The sequence below is a fragment of the Flavipsychrobacter sp. genome, from assembly GCA_041392855.1.
GTDB lineage: Bacteria > Bacteroidota > Bacteroidia > Chitinophagales > Chitinophagaceae > UBA5543.
In genome coordinates this window covers 1545299-1562795 of sequence record JAWKLD010000001.1, presented here as the reverse complement: position 1 = coordinate 1562795, position 17497 = coordinate 1545299, and the positions used below count along the sequence as shown (strand labels likewise).

General features: G+C 37.7%; 13 protein-coding genes. 9 read left to right on the top strand and 4 right to left on the bottom strand.

The window, feature by feature from the left end:
* The first annotated feature begins 130 nt into the window (after window positions 1-130).
* Both fabD and R2800_07295 read left to right on the top strand, forming a co-directional pair.
* Window positions 131-1012, top strand: coding sequence for an ACP S-malonyltransferase (gene fabD, locus R2800_07300; protein ID MEZ5016841.1), 882 nt, complete (start codon window positions 131-133; stop codon window positions 1010-1012).
* Between the two features lie 132 nt (window positions 1013-1144).
* Window positions 1145-3394: a GEVED domain-containing protein gene (locus R2800_07295; GenBank protein MEZ5016840.1), complete on the top strand. Its 2250-nt coding sequence runs from the start codon at window positions 1145-1147 to the stop codon at window positions 3392-3394.
* Window positions 3395-3410: 16 nt separating this feature from the next.
* Here the strand turns inward: R2800_07295 and R2800_07290 are convergent, their stop codons facing one another.
* The 3 genes from R2800_07290 to R2800_07280 all read right to left on the bottom strand — a co-directional run bounded on the left by R2800_07290 (window position 3411) and on the right by R2800_07280 (window position 7332).
* Window positions 3411-3899 carry a hypothetical protein gene (locus R2800_07290; GenBank protein MEZ5016839.1) on the bottom strand — a complete coding sequence of 163 codons (489 nt, stop codon included), beginning with the start codon at window positions 3897-3899 and terminating at the stop codon, window positions 3411-3413.
* Between the two features lie 86 nt (window positions 3900-3985).
* Window positions 3986-4639 carry an outer membrane lipoprotein carrier protein LolA gene (locus R2800_07285; protein ID MEZ5016838.1) on the bottom strand — a complete coding sequence of 218 codons (654 nt, stop codon included), beginning with the start codon at window positions 4637-4639 and terminating at the stop codon, window positions 3986-3988.
* 92 nt (window positions 4640-4731) lie between these two features.
* The gene (locus R2800_07280) at window positions 4732-7332 is read right to left on the bottom strand and encodes a DNA translocase FtsK 4TM domain-containing protein (protein ID MEZ5016837.1); all 2601 of its coding nucleotides are present in this window, start codon (window positions 7330-7332) and stop codon (window positions 4732-4734) included.
* A gap of 169 nt (window positions 7333-7501) precedes the next feature.
* Between R2800_07280 and R2800_07275 the strand changes: the two genes are divergently transcribed.
* The 7 genes from R2800_07275 to R2800_07245 all read left to right on the top strand — a co-directional run bounded on the left by R2800_07275 (window position 7502) and on the right by R2800_07245 (window position 16524).
* Window positions 7502-9943 carry a choice-of-anchor L domain-containing protein gene (locus R2800_07275; GenBank protein MEZ5016836.1) on the top strand — a complete coding sequence of 814 codons (2442 nt, stop codon included), beginning with the start codon at window positions 7502-7504 and terminating at the stop codon, window positions 9941-9943.
* Between the two features lie 22 nt (window positions 9944-9965).
* Window positions 9966-11009, top strand: a complete 1044-nt coding sequence (locus R2800_07270; protein MEZ5016835.1) for a PorP/SprF family type IX secretion system membrane protein — start codon at window positions 9966-9968, stop codon at window positions 11007-11009.
* A gap of 103 nt (window positions 11010-11112) precedes the next feature.
* On the top strand, window positions 11113-13305 hold the full coding sequence (locus R2800_07265; protein MEZ5016834.1) for an OmpA family protein: 2193 nt from the start codon (window positions 11113-11115) through the stop codon (window positions 13303-13305).
* Window positions 13306-13383: 78 nt separating this feature from the next.
* Window positions 13384-14199, top strand: a complete 816-nt coding sequence (prmA, locus tag R2800_07260) for a 50S ribosomal protein L11 methyltransferase (protein ID MEZ5016833.1) — start codon at window positions 13384-13386, stop codon at window positions 14197-14199.
* A 137-nt stretch (window positions 14200-14336) separates the two neighbouring features.
* Window positions 14337-14981, top strand: coding sequence for a glycerol-3-phosphate 1-O-acyltransferase PlsY (gene plsY / locus R2800_07255; GenBank protein MEZ5016832.1), 645 nt, complete (start codon window positions 14337-14339; stop codon window positions 14979-14981).
* A gap of 67 nt (window positions 14982-15048) precedes the next feature.
* Window positions 15049-15870, top strand: coding sequence for a M48 family metallopeptidase (locus R2800_07250; protein ID MEZ5016831.1), 822 nt, complete (start codon window positions 15049-15051; stop codon window positions 15868-15870).
* 90 nt (window positions 15871-15960) lie between these two features.
* Complete coding sequence (locus R2800_07245; GenBank protein ID MEZ5016830.1) at window positions 15961-16524, top strand: fused MFS/spermidine synthase; 564 nt, start codon at window positions 15961-15963, stop codon at window positions 16522-16524.
* Here R2800_07245 and R2800_07240 read toward each other — a convergent pair.
* Window positions 16514-17473, bottom strand: coding sequence for a LysR substrate-binding domain-containing protein (locus R2800_07240; protein ID MEZ5016829.1), 960 nt, complete (start codon window positions 17471-17473; stop codon window positions 16514-16516). The two genes, R2800_07245 and R2800_07240, sit on opposite strands and share 11 nt — an antisense overlap.
* Between the last annotated feature and the right edge of the window lie 24 nt (window positions 17474-17497).

The following is a 17497-nucleotide window of genomic DNA, read 5'->3' as shown; positions in this document are numbered from 1 at the left end:
CATAAAATTAAGACGCTATTTTATTAGTTGTGTTATATCTCAATAAGTAGATGTTATAATTATATATGAGCTACGCTTTGCGCAATTCCTACATTCTCTCTACTTTAGCCCAATAGAAAATTGATTATCAATGAAGCATGCATTTGTATTTCCAGGACAAGGGGCGCAGTTCTCAGGAATGGGAAAAGAGCTGTACGAAGAGAGTACGCTAGCTAAAGAGTATTTTGAGCAAGCCAACGAAATATTGGGCTTCCGTATTACAGACGTTATGTTTAGCGGTACTGCAGAAGAGCTAAAGCAGACCAAAGTTACACAACCTGCGGTATTCCTACACTCCGTTATTCGTTTTCTTACTGCTGATGGTTTAAAACCTGATATGGTAGCAGGACACTCACTTGGAGAGTTCTCTGCTTTGGTAGCTAATAAAACATTGTCGTTTGAAGACGCATTGAAATTGGTAGCTAAACGAGCTGCAGCAATGCAACGTGCTTGTGAGATCAATCCGAGTACTATGGCAGCAGTATTAGGCCTTGAGGATGCTAAGGTAGAGGAAGTGTGTGCTACTATTACAGACGAGGTAGTTGTGCCTGCTAACTATAACTGCCCGGGTCAGCTAGTGATTAGTGGTAGTATAGAGGGTATCAACAAAGCCTGTGAGCTAATGAAAGAAGCAGGTGCTAAGAGAGCATTGGTGTTACCTGTAGGTTGTGCATTCCACTCTCCGCTGATGGAGCCTGCTAAGGAAGAACTAAAAGAAGCTATATTAAATACAAGATTTGGCAACCCTGCTTGTCCTATATATCAGAATGTGGATGCGAATCCATACATCACACCTGAAGATATACAGCAAAACTTGATCAACCAATTGACAGCACCTGTACGTTGGACGCAAACTGTAGAGCACATGATCAAAAACGGAGCTACTCAGTTTACAGAAGTTGGTCCAGGTAATGTATTGCAAGGGCTTGTGAAAAAGGTAGACCGCCAAATACCTACTGAAGGTATGAGCTAAATAAAAATGTACAATTCTTTAAAAGGCATACTAAACTAGTATGCCTTTTTTATGTCATATTATTGCTATATTGCATATAGCAACAGAGTTGATTCCCCTCCCAATTACTTATAGTTTGTAAACTGTTGTGCAATGAAAACAATTAATCTAATAATTACACTATTAGCATTATTGCTAGTTGTAAAAAATACATCAGCGCAAGAACATATTAACTCGATTAATAATTGTCCTGCATGTATTAAAGAGGCTAATGATGACGATTTGAAATGGGAGAAATATGCCAAAAATTTACAAAAAGCACCACGTAAAATAGTAAATACATCTAATGGTCCTTTGTATGAAATACCTGTGGTTGTTCATGTACTACATATGGGTGAAACTTTAGGAAGTGTAAACAATCCTACAGATGCTCATATTGTGAATTGGATCGAATACATTAATCAAGTGTTTGATTGTAAGTGGCAAGCTTATCCTGATGAAAATTCTGGAGGAGTTAAAGTTCCTATTAGGTTGGTATTGGCTCAGAGGGATGAAAATTGTAATTCAACAAACGGTATTACAAGAACAAATGGATTAAATATTTGGTCTAAATACATAAATGGTATGTCTGATACCGATTATGCGGGTCCTCTTCCAACACAAGTTAACTATCACGAAGTGCTCACAAAGCTCAAATGGGATAGGGGTTTGTACTATAATATCGTTATCGTTAATGAAATTGCTGATACAACAAAAGTGACGGGGCTAACAGGGTCCCCAAATTCTTGTTTTGGCCCAGTAATATTTATAGAAAGTGATGTAGCAGCGGCAGGTAACCCGGAAATACTAGCAGAGTTAGGGAAGGCCTTTTCCTTAGATTATACTTTTAATGGTGATGGGCAAGGTGCTACTTGTCCCCCCAATAATAATTGTTTGACATCAGGAGATAAAGTATGTGATACCGAACCGCATAAAAGAGGTTTTGTTTCTACTGGCTGTTCGGTAACAGACATCAATCCTTGTACAGGTAGCTCAATAAATTATACTGATGCGAACTTTATGAGTTTTTCTCCACGTGTTTGTCGTAATAGATACACACAGGGGCAAGTAAATAAAATGGAGTATAGTCTTAAAAACCATATTATGTGGAAGAATTATTTACTTGAATCTGATGCTGTATATCCTCCAGTTGTAAGCAATAATAGTTGTAAGACTGATTTTAGTTTATTTGACACCGCAAGTACTTCTGTGGCAGGTTTTAGTTGGTTCATTTTTAGTGAGATCAATGATTTTGGATATTATTACCAACATCAAAGAAAGAACCTATATGAAGACCATTCTTGTTGGCAAAAAACAAAAGTTTATCAAGGGCGTTCTTATCCTATTGAAATAGACTTAGGTAAAGATCTGCAATATGTGAAAGTATATATTGATTATAATAATGATGGGAGTTTTCATAGTACGCAGGAATTAGTTTCTTCCAGTATCTCATCTGGTCGGTACAAGGATACATTGTCAATACCAACAACTAATGTGGTTACTTGCAAGTATTTGCAAATGCGTGTTGTGACAGAAAGAGCTAGTGCTTCTAGCCCCGGCCCTTGTACTAATTTAGAGAGAGGGCAAGTTAGGGACTACAGTGTTTATATTAGTCCAGAATCTATATCGCAAATATCCATAAAGCATATAGGGGGTAAATTGCCAGCCTGTGAAGGAGATTCATTGCAGTTTGAAGCTACAATACTGAATGCTATTCAAGGTTCCCCAGTATATTGGGAGGTAAATAAGAAAATGGATTTAGGGTCGCTTAAGCCAGTAGTAAGCAATCATGTAAAAGATGATAAGATTAAAGCCGTATTGATATCCGCTAATCATGTTTGTGTAACACAAGAAGATAGTGTCTTTTCAAACATAATAAATATACCATATAAACAGCAAAATGTTCGACCAACAATTTCAATAGATAATGGGAAAATTGCATCTGATATATATCCTGTTGATTGGCATGAATCAATGAGTGGATTATTAGTGAAAAATTCTTTTACTACTTATTCGCCTTCCGTTACAGGTATCTATTATGCATATAATGTAGATACTACTGGTTGTAGTTCTATTAGGTCTAATAATCTATATAGTTTTCCTTTGAATGTAAAGGAAAGTGAAAATGACAGAATCAGTGTATATCCAAATCCTGCTTCTATATATTTTGAAATTAAAACATTGTATAAAACAATAAATACGATCTCTATTTCAAATAGTTTAGGACAAGTAGTTGGCTATTATACTAACGTAGGGCAGTCTTTATATGTAAATACTAAACAATGGCAAGCTGGTATATATACAGTTACGATTCTGCTAGATAATGGGATACAGCATGTTAGCAAAGTTATGATTGTAGAATAGTAACAAGTGTAAGTCTTTATTGGGATTTCCTTACAAAGTAGTTGGCAGGTCCGTCAACATATGTGCTCGATAATATAAGCTCGTTATTGCATAGCGCAATAGTGCCTTGTGTGTGTTCGTAGTCTTGAGTGAGTTGCAATTGCCATTCTGTACTTGATAGTTGTTTTAAACTCCACACACCAGTAGCTACAGTTACACCACTCTCTGTAATATGGTAGGTAGATGCATCATTAAAATGTATCAATACATGCTTAGATGCAAAGGTTGTTTTTTGCGTCCATGGGTTGAATGTTTTTTCCCATTGCCAATTGCCTAAAATGTTATTGGTTATTTGAGAAGGGTAAGGGTTACTTGCTTTATGGCAGTTGTGTATTGCATCAAAAGGTATGGGGTTGGTCTCGTTGTTGGGTGCTATAGTGTCGCTACTTTTCCTTGTGCAGGCACTTGTGCTAAGTAGCAGTAAGGTTAAAATGCTATATGTTATTAAGGATAGTGTATTGCGCATATAGTAGATCGGTTAGAGCTAACTAAGTTAAATGAAAATAGCGAGCCGTATGGCTCGCTATTTGTTAAAAATATTATGATGAGCGGTTATCTCATATCTACCACTTCCACATTTTCGTTGCCTTTTGCCTTTGTATCAAAAACAAAGAAGCTATTGTCTAATGCAGGGTTGGTTTTAAAGTTGCTAATATCGTAAGCGTAGTTGCTGCCTTCTTTACTGGTCATTTCGCTACGTATGATAATGTCTGTTTTCTTGTCAATATACAGCTTTACGGTCTTCATGTCTGCTGTGTTATTAATAGCGGTCATGGTAATAACGTCGCAAGCTTTACCATTAACAGTTTTTGTTCCGCCGTATACAGACTTGTACGATTTGGTGTAATCTCCCGCAAATATTTTTTGAGGGGAAATTTCTTGTTCTGATGCTACGTATTCGCTAATGGTAACTTCGCCCATCTCCTTCATATATCGGTATAGATTTTTGGCATCGGTCATTATTTGCATGCCTTCCATTTCTATACGGTACATCTCACCTTTAAGGTAAAAAGCACCTTTTTTGGTTTCGTTCAGTCCGTTATCGTTGGATATTTTCATTGTAAAGTCTGCTTTAAGCGACTTTAGTTTTTTAAAGTTTTTGTTCACCTGCTCCAGTACAGCTTTAGCTTTAGCATCGGTTTGAGCCATAGTTGGCAGTGCTAATAGCATAACAGCTGTTGTTATCGCAATCAAAATTCTAGTCATAATCTACGTGGTGTTATATGTTAATACAACTTTCTTGCTGCAAAGAAAGTGATTAGTTCTTTAAGGAAAGTTTAAAATAATGTTACCGTGTGCTATATAGTATTCAAAAACTGTTCCAATTCGCTTTCGGTATGCATTAAAACCTCTCTTGGTTTGCTGCCTACAGATGGGCCTACTATGCCAGAGGCTTCGAGTTGGTCCATGATACGTCCAGCCCTGTTATATCCAAGGTTAAAACGACGTTGCAACATAGAGGTGGAGCCAGACTGTGTTTGTACCACTTGGCGTGCACATTCGGCAAATAATTTATCTCTATTGGTAAGGTCTACATCTTTACTACTACCGCCTTCTTCGCCTTCGTACTCCGGAAGTTCAAAAGCAGAAGGGTAGCCTTGTTGTTCCCCGATAAATTCTACGATCTCTTCTACTTCGGGAGTGTCGACAAAGGCACATTGAAGTCTTAACAACTCACTGCCGTATGAGATAAGCATATCACCTCTTCCTATCAATTGCTCTGCACCGCCAGCATCTAATATCGTTCTAGAGTCGACTTTAGCAGATACTTTAAAGGCGATACGTGCAGGGAAGTTGGCTTTGATAGTACCTGTGATAACGTTAACAGAAGGGCGCTGTGTAGCGATGATCAAGTGGATACCTACAGCACGTGCCAGCTGCGCCAAACGAGCGATCGGCATTTCTACTTCTTTGCCTGCTGTCATGATCAAGTCGGCAAACTCATCGACCACTAACACTATGAATGGAAGGTATTGATGACCATTCTCTGGATTCAGACGACGTTTGATGAACTTGTCGTTATACTCTTTTATATTTCTAGCTCTAGCCTCTTTTAGCAGGTCATATCTATTATCCATTTCAATACACAAAGCATTTAGTGTATTGATCACTTTTTTAGTGTCGGTGATAATAGCTTCTTCCTCATTAGGCAGCATTGCTAAGAAGTGCTTTTCGATAGTTCTGTATACGGAAAGCTCTACTTTCTTAGGGTCTACCATTACAAACTTTAATTGTGCAGGGTGCTTCTTGTATAGTAGTGATACAAGTATTGTATTGATACCTACAGATTTACCTTGACCTGTAGCACCTGCCATAAGTAGGTGTGGCATTTTTGCCAAGTCTACTATGTAAAGTTCGTTGTCTATTTTTTTACCTAGAGCAATAGGTAAGCTCATTTTTGTATTACGAAACTTTTCACTAGCCAATAAGCTGTTGATGCGTACTATTTGCTTGTTGGCATTAGGTACTTCAATACCTATAGTACCCCTACCTGGTATAGGTGCAATGATACGTATGCCAAGAGCAGCTAGGTTTAGTGCAATGTCATCTTCAAGGTTACGGATCTTTGAGATACGTACACCCTCAGCAGGTACGATTTCGTATAGGGTTACCGTAGGGCCTACTGTAGCGCTAATGCGTTGTATCTCTATACCAAAACTGCGTAAGGTTTGGATGATTTGATTTTTGTTTTTCTCCAGCTCTGCCTTGTCTAGAACAATGGACTCTTGCGAGCGTTCTTCCAGCAGGTCTAGGGTAGGGAATTTGTAGTTTGGTAGGTCTAGCTCAGGAGCATAAGGTTCTCCGTCTTCTATGCTTATGTGTCCACCATGTTTTGGTGTGGTTTTCTCGTCTTCTTTTTTAGTGACTTCAAATGAGATGTCCTCTTCTTCAGTCTCTTCTTTTGCAGCTTTCTTTGGAGTAGGTGTCGGCGCAGGAGGTACTTCCATTGTTACCTCTGTACTCGCTTCTTCCACAGGTACTTCAACAACATCCTCCTCTTTTTCTGCGTAAAGCTCATTGATAGTTTTAGGAGTGTCTTCCTGTTTTTCTATCAGTTGCATATCGAGCTCTTCATCAATTTCTTCGTCTACTTCTTCTTCGCTATTGAATAGTATTGTTGCGTTATCGTTGTTTAGTTGATTGGCACTTTCAGGAGGTGCAGCCATCTCTTTTAGTGCGTCATCAGTATCGTCTTCCTCTAGTTCTTGATTTTCTTCTTTGGATGTGCTCTCTGTTTTCTCTGGCTTTAAGGCAGCAGCAGCTGTAGCCATTTTGTTGGCCGTTCTTCTTGCTTTTTTGATAAGAGGTGAAATATCTAAAGCAAATACAACGAATAAGAAAAAGCATACAATAGCAAAGAGTACCATCCCCGTACCCGCAGTGCCCATTATGCCATTAAGGTAGGTTATAGCCTCGTTGCCCCAAGCTCCACCAAAAGGAAACTTCGCGCTAGGCATGGTGTATGCTAGTATTGGCGCTATTAGTAGAAGTGCTATAGATAGCCAGCGTAAATATTTACTAAGGTTAGTTTTTTTGCTATTGTATAATAACCTAAAAGCGAAAAGGCATAAAATAATGCCAATTGCTAATGCAGCTATACCTACACCCTTGTATACGAGTACGTGGGATATAGCAGCGCCTAAACGACCACCCCAGTTGGCGACAGAGCTTTTGTCTTTAAAAACAAAATGATTTAATCCGTGTTCAGATAGGAGCAGGTCTTGGTCTACCTGCCAAGTGAAACAATAACTAATGATGGAAAAGCTGACGAATACACCAGCTAATAAGAATAAAATGCCCAACCCAAGTTTTGCTTGTTTTAGGCGTTCTGTATAGTCTATTTTTTCCTCCTTATTGTTAGAACGGTTGCCGTTATTTTTCTTCTTTGTTGTAGCCATTGTTGCGGTTAGCAGCAGTAAAAGTACAATTTTAATGAAGTTATAACCCAATATCGGGTCTATTAAAAGATTGATGTTTGAATAATTTGTTAAAAAAATTAATTTTAATAATAAATATTTCTCAGATATGTCCTGTAGGTAATATTAACCGAAAGTGTAATTATACCCAATGTTCATTAATAGACACAAGATTGCCCTAGGTAGACTGCCAATATATTTGGTAGTTGCGGTATGCTTATGTGTATTTAATAGTGTTAAGGCTCAAGTACAGGATTCGGTATGGATAACATCGAATCATACTGCACAAGTTTTGGCACAAAAATTTGCAGGCCCTGGAGTTATTGTTACCAACTCAAAACTTGTTTGCCCTTCAGGTGCTAGCGGTATATTCACTACACACAATAGTAATCTGGGTTTAGATAGCGGTATTGTGCTTACTACAGGGTTGGCTGCGTCTATTACACTGCCAACACCATCGGGGCCAGTACACTTTGCAGGTGCAAATGGAGATCCTAACCTTTTTGCTAGTAAAAGGCATTTTGCTATGGGAGATCAAGACCTGACCAATTACGTAGGCAAACCTACATACGATGCTTGCTATTTAGAGTTTGATTTTATTCCTCAGGCAGATAGTGTGACGTTCGAATATATTTTTGGTTCAGAAGAATATGTTGACTTCTCTTGTAGTGATTACAATGACGCTTTTGCCTTTTTTATATCTGGACCAGGTATTGTAGGGAAGAAGAACCTAGCATTGATACCTAATACAAAGATTCCTGTAAGCATTAACAGTACTACAGATGTAAATATTAATACTCCTGTACAATTATCGCATTGTACTAATATGGGGGCAGGATCTCCTTTTTATCAGTATTATGTGCAAAATTCAGGAACAACAGTTACTTACAATGGCTTTACTAAAGTGTTTAAAGCCTCGGAAGAGGTGATGCCTTGCAGCACTTATCATTTGCGTATGGTAGTGGCCGATGTGAGTGACGATAAACTGGATTCGGGAGTGTGGCTTAAAGAAGGAAGCTTGTCTACTAATGTACCAAAGATCACCTCTTCAGGAGAACCCAATTTAGGTAGTGGAAGGGCTGTGTGTTTAAGAGGGTGCACACCAGGTAAGTTTACGTTTACTAGAAAGTATGCTAATAATAAGCCACTTATCATAAAATATGTTATTACAGGGTCTGCTCAAAATGGTATAGACTACAAAAGGATCCCTGATTCGGTAATAGTGCCAGCCAATAGTGTAAGTGTGGACCTGCCCATAGAAGCGCTACGCAGATCACCTGCTGTAGGAGGGAGAACTGTGAAATTATTAATCTATGCTGGTAATAATTGTGGTATGCAGCCAACACCTATTGATAGTGCTGAAATCGATATTTGGGATGAGTTATATGTGGATATACTTACCCCAGACACAACAATATGTGAAGGTAACAGTATTGAGATAAGAGGATGGGGCGAAAAAGGGTATACTTATAAATGGTCGCCAACTAATGGAGTATTACACCCGTCTCATATAAATACAATGATAAAGCCAACATCTAAACAAACATATAAACTTACGGCTAGTTACCCTGGCTGTCAGGATATATATAGAAGTATTACGTTAGATATTGAGCCTTATCCTATAGTAGACGCAGGTGCTGATATTGATATTTGCCAGCACGACCAGCAGCTTATAGAAGTGAATGTTGCGCCTAAATCTTTTAATAATTATAGCTTTTTTTGGACGCCTGCAAACGATTTAAATAGCCCGAAAGGTAAATTGGTGAGATTGTTTGCTAACGTGAGCACTAAGCTTAAGGTAACGGCAAGAACACCAGCAGGTTGCGCAGGGTCTGACAGTATCAATGTGACCGTTCATCCAGGAGATTTCGGGTATATAGTAAGTGATACATTAGCATTATGTCCTTTAGATACATTAGGGCTTGAGGTGGCAGGAGGAATTTCTTATACATGGTCTCCTAATCAGTATTTAAGTACTACTGATGGGCCTAAGGTTAAAACTTTCCCTATAACCAGTATGTTGTATGATGTGAATATTGTAGATGCTTATGGTTGTAAAGATACGTTGAGAGTTCCTGTAGAGATGAGTGATGGGGCCGTTTTGTATTTAGGAGATGATGTTACGCTGCATCCGGGCGAACGCCATCAAATGCAACCTGAAGGAAATTGTGTGGAGTTTACATGGTTCCCATGGGTAGGTTTAAGTTCGCCTTATTCTGCAACACCTTTTGCACAACCTGAGGTAGATACAAGGTATGTGGCACATGGCATAACGAGAGATGGTTGTGCTACAGATGATACTATAAATATCTTTTTGAGGAACACTATATTAGATATACCTAACGCATTTAACCCCAACGGAGTAAATAAAGAATTAAAAATTATTAAGCGAGGCATTGCAACTTTGAAATATTTCCGTATTTTCAACCGTTGGGGAGAGAAAATATTCGAAACTTCGGATATAAATAAGGGTTGGGATGGTAAGTATAATGGTGTGGAACAGCCTGTTGGAGTATATATATATATGCTAATGGCAGAAGCAGATAATGGAGAGCCATTTATACAAAAAGGAAATATTACTTTATTAAGATAAACACTTATAAGGATTATATAACATGATCAGGAAAAATACCATTAGCCGTGTAAGCCTGGTAGCCGCATTGGCATTATCGATGTTTACAGGTAAAGCACAGGATGTTCACTTTACGCAGTTTAACGCAGCACCATTAACTGTCAACCCCGCTTTTACGGGTAACTTTGACGGTCAATATCGTGCATCTGCTATATACCGCGATCAGTGGAGAAGTGTTACGGTACCATTCAAAACATATGCAGTATCTTTTGACGCACCTATTGTGAGTGACCTTACTATAGACGATTACTTAGCAGCTGGTGTACAACTTTATAATGACCGTGCTGGTGATGGTAACTTGTCTAACCTAACAGCATTAGCGTCAATAGCATATCATAAATTCTTAGGTGCTAATACTAATAAGGCTTTATCTGTAGGTTTTCAAGGAGGTTATACTCAAAAGAGTATAGACCTTTCTAAATTATACTTTCAGGACGAATTTATAAATGGCGGTTTTCAACCAGGTGTTTCTGGTGAAAACCTAAATAACAAAGTAAACTATTTTACAGTAAATGCAGGTATCTCTTGGGCTCACATGGTAGGTTATAAGTTTAGCTATACTTTAGGCTTAGGGGCTAATAACCTTAACCAACCACAAGAGTCTTTCCAAAGACAAAAGAATAGTGATGTTGGTTTAGGAATGCGTTACACTGGTCAATTAGGTATCGTAGCTTATGTTAGCGAAAAATTGAGCTTAAGACCAGCTGTATTATACCAATCGCAATCTACAGCTAGCGAAATAGTTGCGGGTAATGAGTTTCACTACATCTTAGGAAACAACCCTGAGATCCGTAATTATACTACAGCTATCTTCTTAGGAGGTTGGTATAGAAATCAAGATGCTATCATGATTAATGCTGGTGTTGAGTTCAAAGGACTACGTGTAGGGTTGAGTTATGATTATAACACATCAGACCTTAAGAATGCATCAAACGGTAACGGAGGATTTGAAATATCATTAACTTATGTAGCACCACATCCATTGTCTTTTGCTCGTAAGCTGATATATCCTTGTACTCGTTTCTAATAACGAAAATGAAAAAAAGATAGAAAGGGTAAAAAAAAACACAAACTCTTTCTTTTATTTAAACCAATTTTTACTTTTATACCCATTAACAATGCTCACTCATATGAGAAAAAAATGGCTTTTACTGTTTCTAGCTACATTTGTAGTATCAACTTCAGTACAATTTGATGCATCTGCGCAGCGACAGAAAAAAAATAAATACAGAAATCAGGCAAACGATCCTGTAGAAAAACTTCCATATCACAGGAAGCTACGTTGGGCAGATAACCTTTTCCGTGCTGGTGGTTATTTTGATGCAATTCATTACTACCAACAATTGAAGCAAGAGCAGCCTCGTAATCCGTATTTGACTTATCAATTAGCAGAGTGTTATTGGTTAACTCGTGACTATATACCTGCAGCACACTATTTTGGTGAGGCTTATGGTATGGCTTCTAAACTTTACCCTGAAGCTATTTACAAGCAAGCGGTAATGACAAAGATGTCAGGAGACTATTCTAAAGCTGTAGATCAGTTCAATCAATTTATAAAAGATAATCCTAAGACATATAAAAAGCTTAAGAAAAGAGCTTTACGTGAGATAGAGGGTTGTAGTATGGCTGTTAATTCAATGAAAGATCCTCAGCCAGTTAATGTTAAGAATGCTGGACCTAATGTGAACAGTGCTTATACAGAATCTGCACCTTATCCATTAGGAGATACTGCACTTCTTTTCTCTACTATGCGTGCAAATGATCCTATCGTTATTGATAGAAGTACTGCTACGCAAAACTTCTTCTCAAGATTTATGGTGTCTAAGAAGCAGCAGTATACAAATGAAGTAGATTCTTTTGAATGGCCGCTATACTTTAATGACGGAGATTTTAATTCTAACAAAGAACACGTTGGTAATGGTGTATATAGCCCAGGTGGTGAGCGCTTTTACTTTACAAAATGTCGTAGAGGTGATTCTATGACTACTATGTGTAAAATATATGTATCTGAGTTCAAAGGTTCTTCTTGGAGTAGTCCTGAACTATTAGGTAACGATATTAACTCTTCAGGTTCTAGTAGTACACAACCTTTTATAGCTAAAGTGGGTAAGAAAGAAATTTTATTCTTCTCTTCAAATCGTACATTACAAAGTCGTGGTGGATATGATATATGGTATTCAGTAATTGACCCACGTAATAATACTTACCGTCGTCCTCAAAATGCGGGTAAGCAAGTGAATACGAAGCAAGATGAGGTTACTCCTTACTATAATACAGAAGAAAATACACTATACTTCTCTTCTAATGGATGGGTAACTATGGGTGGTTTTGATGTTTACTCTGCTGTAGGTGGTCCTTCTAGATATAAGAATGTACAGAACTTAGGTTACCCTATCAATACATCTGCTGATGAATTATACTTCATCAAAGATTCTTATGGTAAGCCTGATGCATATGTAGTTTCTAACCGTATTGGAGCTATTGCGCTTAAAAACCCTACTTGTTGTGATGACATATGGCGCATACAATATGAGCCAACATTAACAGTTCTAGGTCAAGTTAAAAACAACAAAACTGGAGAATTGATCAACGAGGTTGTTGTTAAAATGGCTGACGAATCAGGTAATGTTAAAAACTACAATTCTACAGATGGTACTTTCAGTTACAATCTTATGAGAGGACATTCTTATGTTCTTACAGGAGATAAAGCTGATTTCAGTACACACAGAGCTAGTATAAGCACTATGGACGTTAAGCGTACAGATGATGATGATACAGTTCGTGTTACTATCTACATGGATGAGATCATTAAGATCCCTACTTTTGAAGTACACAATATCTATTACGATTACAACAAAGATGAACTACGTCCATCTTCTGTAGCTTCTCTAGATACTCTTGTTAACTTCATGAATGATAACCCTTCATTAAGTGTTGAGATCTACTCTTTCGCTGATGCTCACGGTAATCCTGATTATAATAGAGATCTTTCTTTACGTCGTGCTGAATCTGTAATGAGTTACCTTGAGTCAGCTGGTATTGAAAGAAGCAGAATGACGGCTAAAGGCTTTGGTGAGTCTATGCCAGCAGCTGCGAACGAAAATGCTGATGGTAGTGATAACCCTGCAGGTCGTCAGTTAAACCGTCGTACTGAATTACGTATTATATCAGATGATGGAACTCGTAGAGTATTGTTTGATAGCTCTAAGCCTGGTAATATGAGTACTCAGAGTCAAAACTTAGAAATGTCTGAGGGTATGAGTGATGATGATGATATGGGTGGTGAAATGGATTATGGCGATCCAGGTAGCAGAGTGAACTAATATTGACACACTATAACAGATATATTATAGGCTGTACTTTTTGTACAGCCTATTTTTGTATGACAATCTATTTCTTGTATGAATTATATAAAAGTTTCTTTTCCTGATATTAATGAGGATTTGGCCGAAATGGTCATTGCTAGCTTAAGTGATATTGGTTTTGATGGTTTTGAAGAAACTGATACTCATTTAGCAGCATTTGTAGCAGAAGATAAATGGAGTGAGGAAGAGCTAAGCACAGTAATTGAACAGTATGGCATTAGTTATAGCACGGAAGATATCGAAAATGAGAACTGGAACGCTAAGTGGGAGAGTAGTTTTGAGCCTGTAATTGTAGGTGATTTTTGTGCAGTAAGGGCTGATTTTCATAAACCTGTAGATGGTGTGCAGTATGAAATTATAATAACACCTAAAATGTCTTTTGGCACAGGGCATCATGCAACAACGCAGCTGATGATAGAGTATATGAGCAGTATAGATTTCAAGCAAAAGACAGTACTTGATTTTGGTACGGGTACAGGCGTGTTGGCTATATTGGCAGAAATGCTTGGTGCTGATAATATAACAGCTATTGATAATGATGAATGGTCGTATGAAAATACGATTGAGAATAGTGAACGAAACAATTCATCGAAGATTACCACATATCATGCTACTTTAGATAAGGAGTATGGTAATAAATACAATATTATATTAGCGAATATTAATAGAAATATTCTACTGCAGTATATGACAGAAATGTATGCTATGCTTACTGATGAAGGAGTATTACTGCTTAGTGGTATTATGCCGGAAGATAAGGAGGTTATCTTAAATGCTGCTGATGAAGCAGGCTTTTTCCAATCTGAATATAAGGAGATGGGGAACTGGGTAGCGGTTAAAACATATAAATAGGCAATTTTGTTATACTTTTCTTAAAGCTCCTTTTTAACTATTTGATTGTCAGTGTTTTGTGTTTGTTTGTGGAATACTATCCTAGGATAAGTTGAAACAAAATAGTATATTCACCCCTTCACCGATTTAATATAAGTATGGATATAGCAATTCTGATTACCCTTGCATACTTGATTGGCTCGATACCTACAGCTGTTCTAGTAAGCAAAAGAATTTTTGGTATAGATATTCGTGAACACGGTAGTGGAAACTCCGGTGCAACGAATACATCAAGAATATTAGGGGCTAAAGCCGGGATTGCTGTAATGCTTATAGATGTTTTAAAAGGTGTCTTAGCCGTTAAATTATCTGTTATTTTTCTTTCAGGTTGGGATACTGAACAGTTAGTTAATTTACAAGTATTCTTAGGCTTAGCAGCTGTATTAGGTCATATTTTCCCTATTTGGGCAGACTTTAGAGGTGGTAAAGGTATTGCTACATTATTTGGAATGATCGCAGCAATACAGCCCTTAGTAGCAGTAAGTCTTATTGGGGTTTTCTTATTAATGCTTTTTGTAACACGCTATGTGTCTTTAAGTTCTATTAGTGCGAGTATAGCATTTCCTTTATTGATCCTTTTTATTTTTAGAGAGCCCGAGTTAAGCTATAGACTATTTGCCATAGCAGCAGCTTGTTTAGTGGTGTTAACACACTACAAGAATATCAATAGATTGATCCAGGGAAACGAAAGCAAAGTAGCCATGTTCAAAAAGCGAAAATTTCGCAGAAAGAATAATAGTTAAGACTTAGTTCATCCTGTTTAGCTACTTTTACAGTAATATTTACTATTTCTATAAATAACAGTTAGTTATGAAGCGTATATCTACTGCAACGAAGATATCAGTTTTATTATTGGCAGGTTTTCTGTCTGTGTCATTGGTTTCTTGTTTTAAAAATCCTGTTACAGGTAGAAGTTCTCTAAACATAGTAGGTGAAGGTGAATTGAGAAGTATGGCAAACAACCAATACGCATCTTTCCTTTCAGAGAATAAACCAATGCAAGGTACTAGAGATGTGGAAATGGTGAAAAGGGTAGGAGATAAAATGGCCAAGGCTGTTACTCAGTATTTAGCAAGTAGAGGGCAACAAAATCTCATTAGTGGCTACCAATGGGAGTTCAATCTTGTAAATGAAAATCAAGTGAATGCTTGGTGTATGCCAGGTGGTAAGGTTGTTGTTTATACAGGTATAATGCCCGTTGCACAAACCGAAACTGGTCTTGCCGTAATAATGGGACACGAGATAGCCCATGCAATTGCACGCCATGGTAACGAGCGTATGAGCCAGCAAATGGTAGCTCAAGCAGGTGGTGTTACATTATCTGCGTTGTTATCTACTAAGCCTGCACAGGCACAACAGTTGTTTAATGCTGCGTATGGTGTAGGTTCTCAATTAGGCGTATTAGCTTATTCTCGTTCTCATGAGAGTGAAGCCGATCGCATGGGTTTAATTTTTATGGCTATGGCTGGTTATAACCCAAATGAGGCAGTAAATTTTTGGGGAAGAATGGCGGCATTGAGTGGTGGTCAGGCTCCACCTGAATTTTTAAGTACTCACCCTAGCAATCAGCGTAGGATAAACGATATTAAAGGATTATTGCCAGAGGCAATGAAGTATTACAAACCTCAATAGTTATTATTGTATCGGGCTGCTTACTATAAAAGATTATTAAGCTATTTATTCCCCGTAAGGATAAAGAAGAGTTCTAGTACACATAACGATGTGCTGGAACTTTTTATTTATAGAGGGCAGTTTCAGTTGGCTACAGAAGATGCTTTGTATTCAGATGGGAAGAGGTATAAGCCCATGAAGATGGCATTCAAACATTTGAAGGCTCAATTGCATGATGCTAAGGAGATTCTATTTTTAGGTGGAGGGCTATGCAGTGGTATACAAATGCTTGAAGAAAAAAGTATTGCTGCTCAATATACTGTTGTAGAGATCGATGATAATATAATAGACTATGCCAAGGCCTTCTTTGATAAGGATGTTGCAGTTCGGTTTATATGTGCAGATGCTCAAGAGTATATGAGGACTATTGATAGAAAGTATGATTTAATTGTCGTAGATATATTTAATAGTAGAGTGCCTGCAGAGTTTGTAACAGAAGAGGGTTTTCTACTTCAATGTAGAAATGCATTAAACAATGGAGGTAGTTTTGTGCTCAACTATATAGTGAATGGCTATCCTCTTTGGGAGGATGCCCTAGAACAGATCAGCACCGTATTTCCTAGTAATACAGTGCTGAAATATGATATCAATCGTATAGTTATTGCTACAGTTTAGCAGACTGAATACGTAATACTTTTCTGTTTTTCTTTTGCACCCTCATTTTTTCAGGCACTAGATTACTGATCTCATCCATAAGGCTTTGTAGGAGAGATAAACGTACAAAGTGACTGTTGGTTACTAAAGCAATTTCACGAACAGGTTCTGGGTTTTCAAAATATCTAACTCTTTCCATACGATCTTCGTCAAATTCAAAGGTAGCTAACTCAGGAAGGATGGTAAGTCCTCCATTCTTATCCACCATTTTACGTAGCGTTTCTACGTTACTCGATTCGTATCTGTAAGCTCTATCAGCTTGAAGTTTCTGAATATTATCACTGCATAGGTCTAGAACCTGATTGCGCATACAATGTCCTTCGTTTAATAACCATATTTTATCAAGAGCAATATCTTCAGGTGTTACCATTCTCTTCTTTAAAACGGCTTTTTCATTTTCTGAAAAGTAGGCTATGAATGGTTCGTAAAACAATGGATATTCTTTGATACTAGATTGTTCCAGTGGTGTACTTAACAATCCTGCATCTATTTCATTATTGTTAAGAGCTGTAATGATCTGGTCGGTCTCCATTTCTTTAACCTGTAGTTTAACCTCGGGATAGTTTTCTGAATAGTGCTGTAGTAAACCAGGTAAAATATAAGGAGCAATAGTAGGTATTACCGAAAGTTTAAATGTTCCCGCAACTGAATTTTGTTGATTCAGTATAAGTTCGTTTACTTTTTCGCATTCAGAAAGAACAACTCTTGCTTGATCTACTATAGCTTCTCCCATAGCTGTTATTGCTATAGGGTGTTTATTTCTGTCAAAAAGTTTAACTCCTAGTTCATCTTCCAGCTTTTGTATTTGCATACTAAGCGTTGGCTGTGTTACAAAACATTTTTCAGCTGCCGCTACAAAACTTTTATAAGTAGCTACTGCTACCACATACTCAAGTTGCGTAATTGTCATAACAAAGTGGTTTGTGCGCTAATC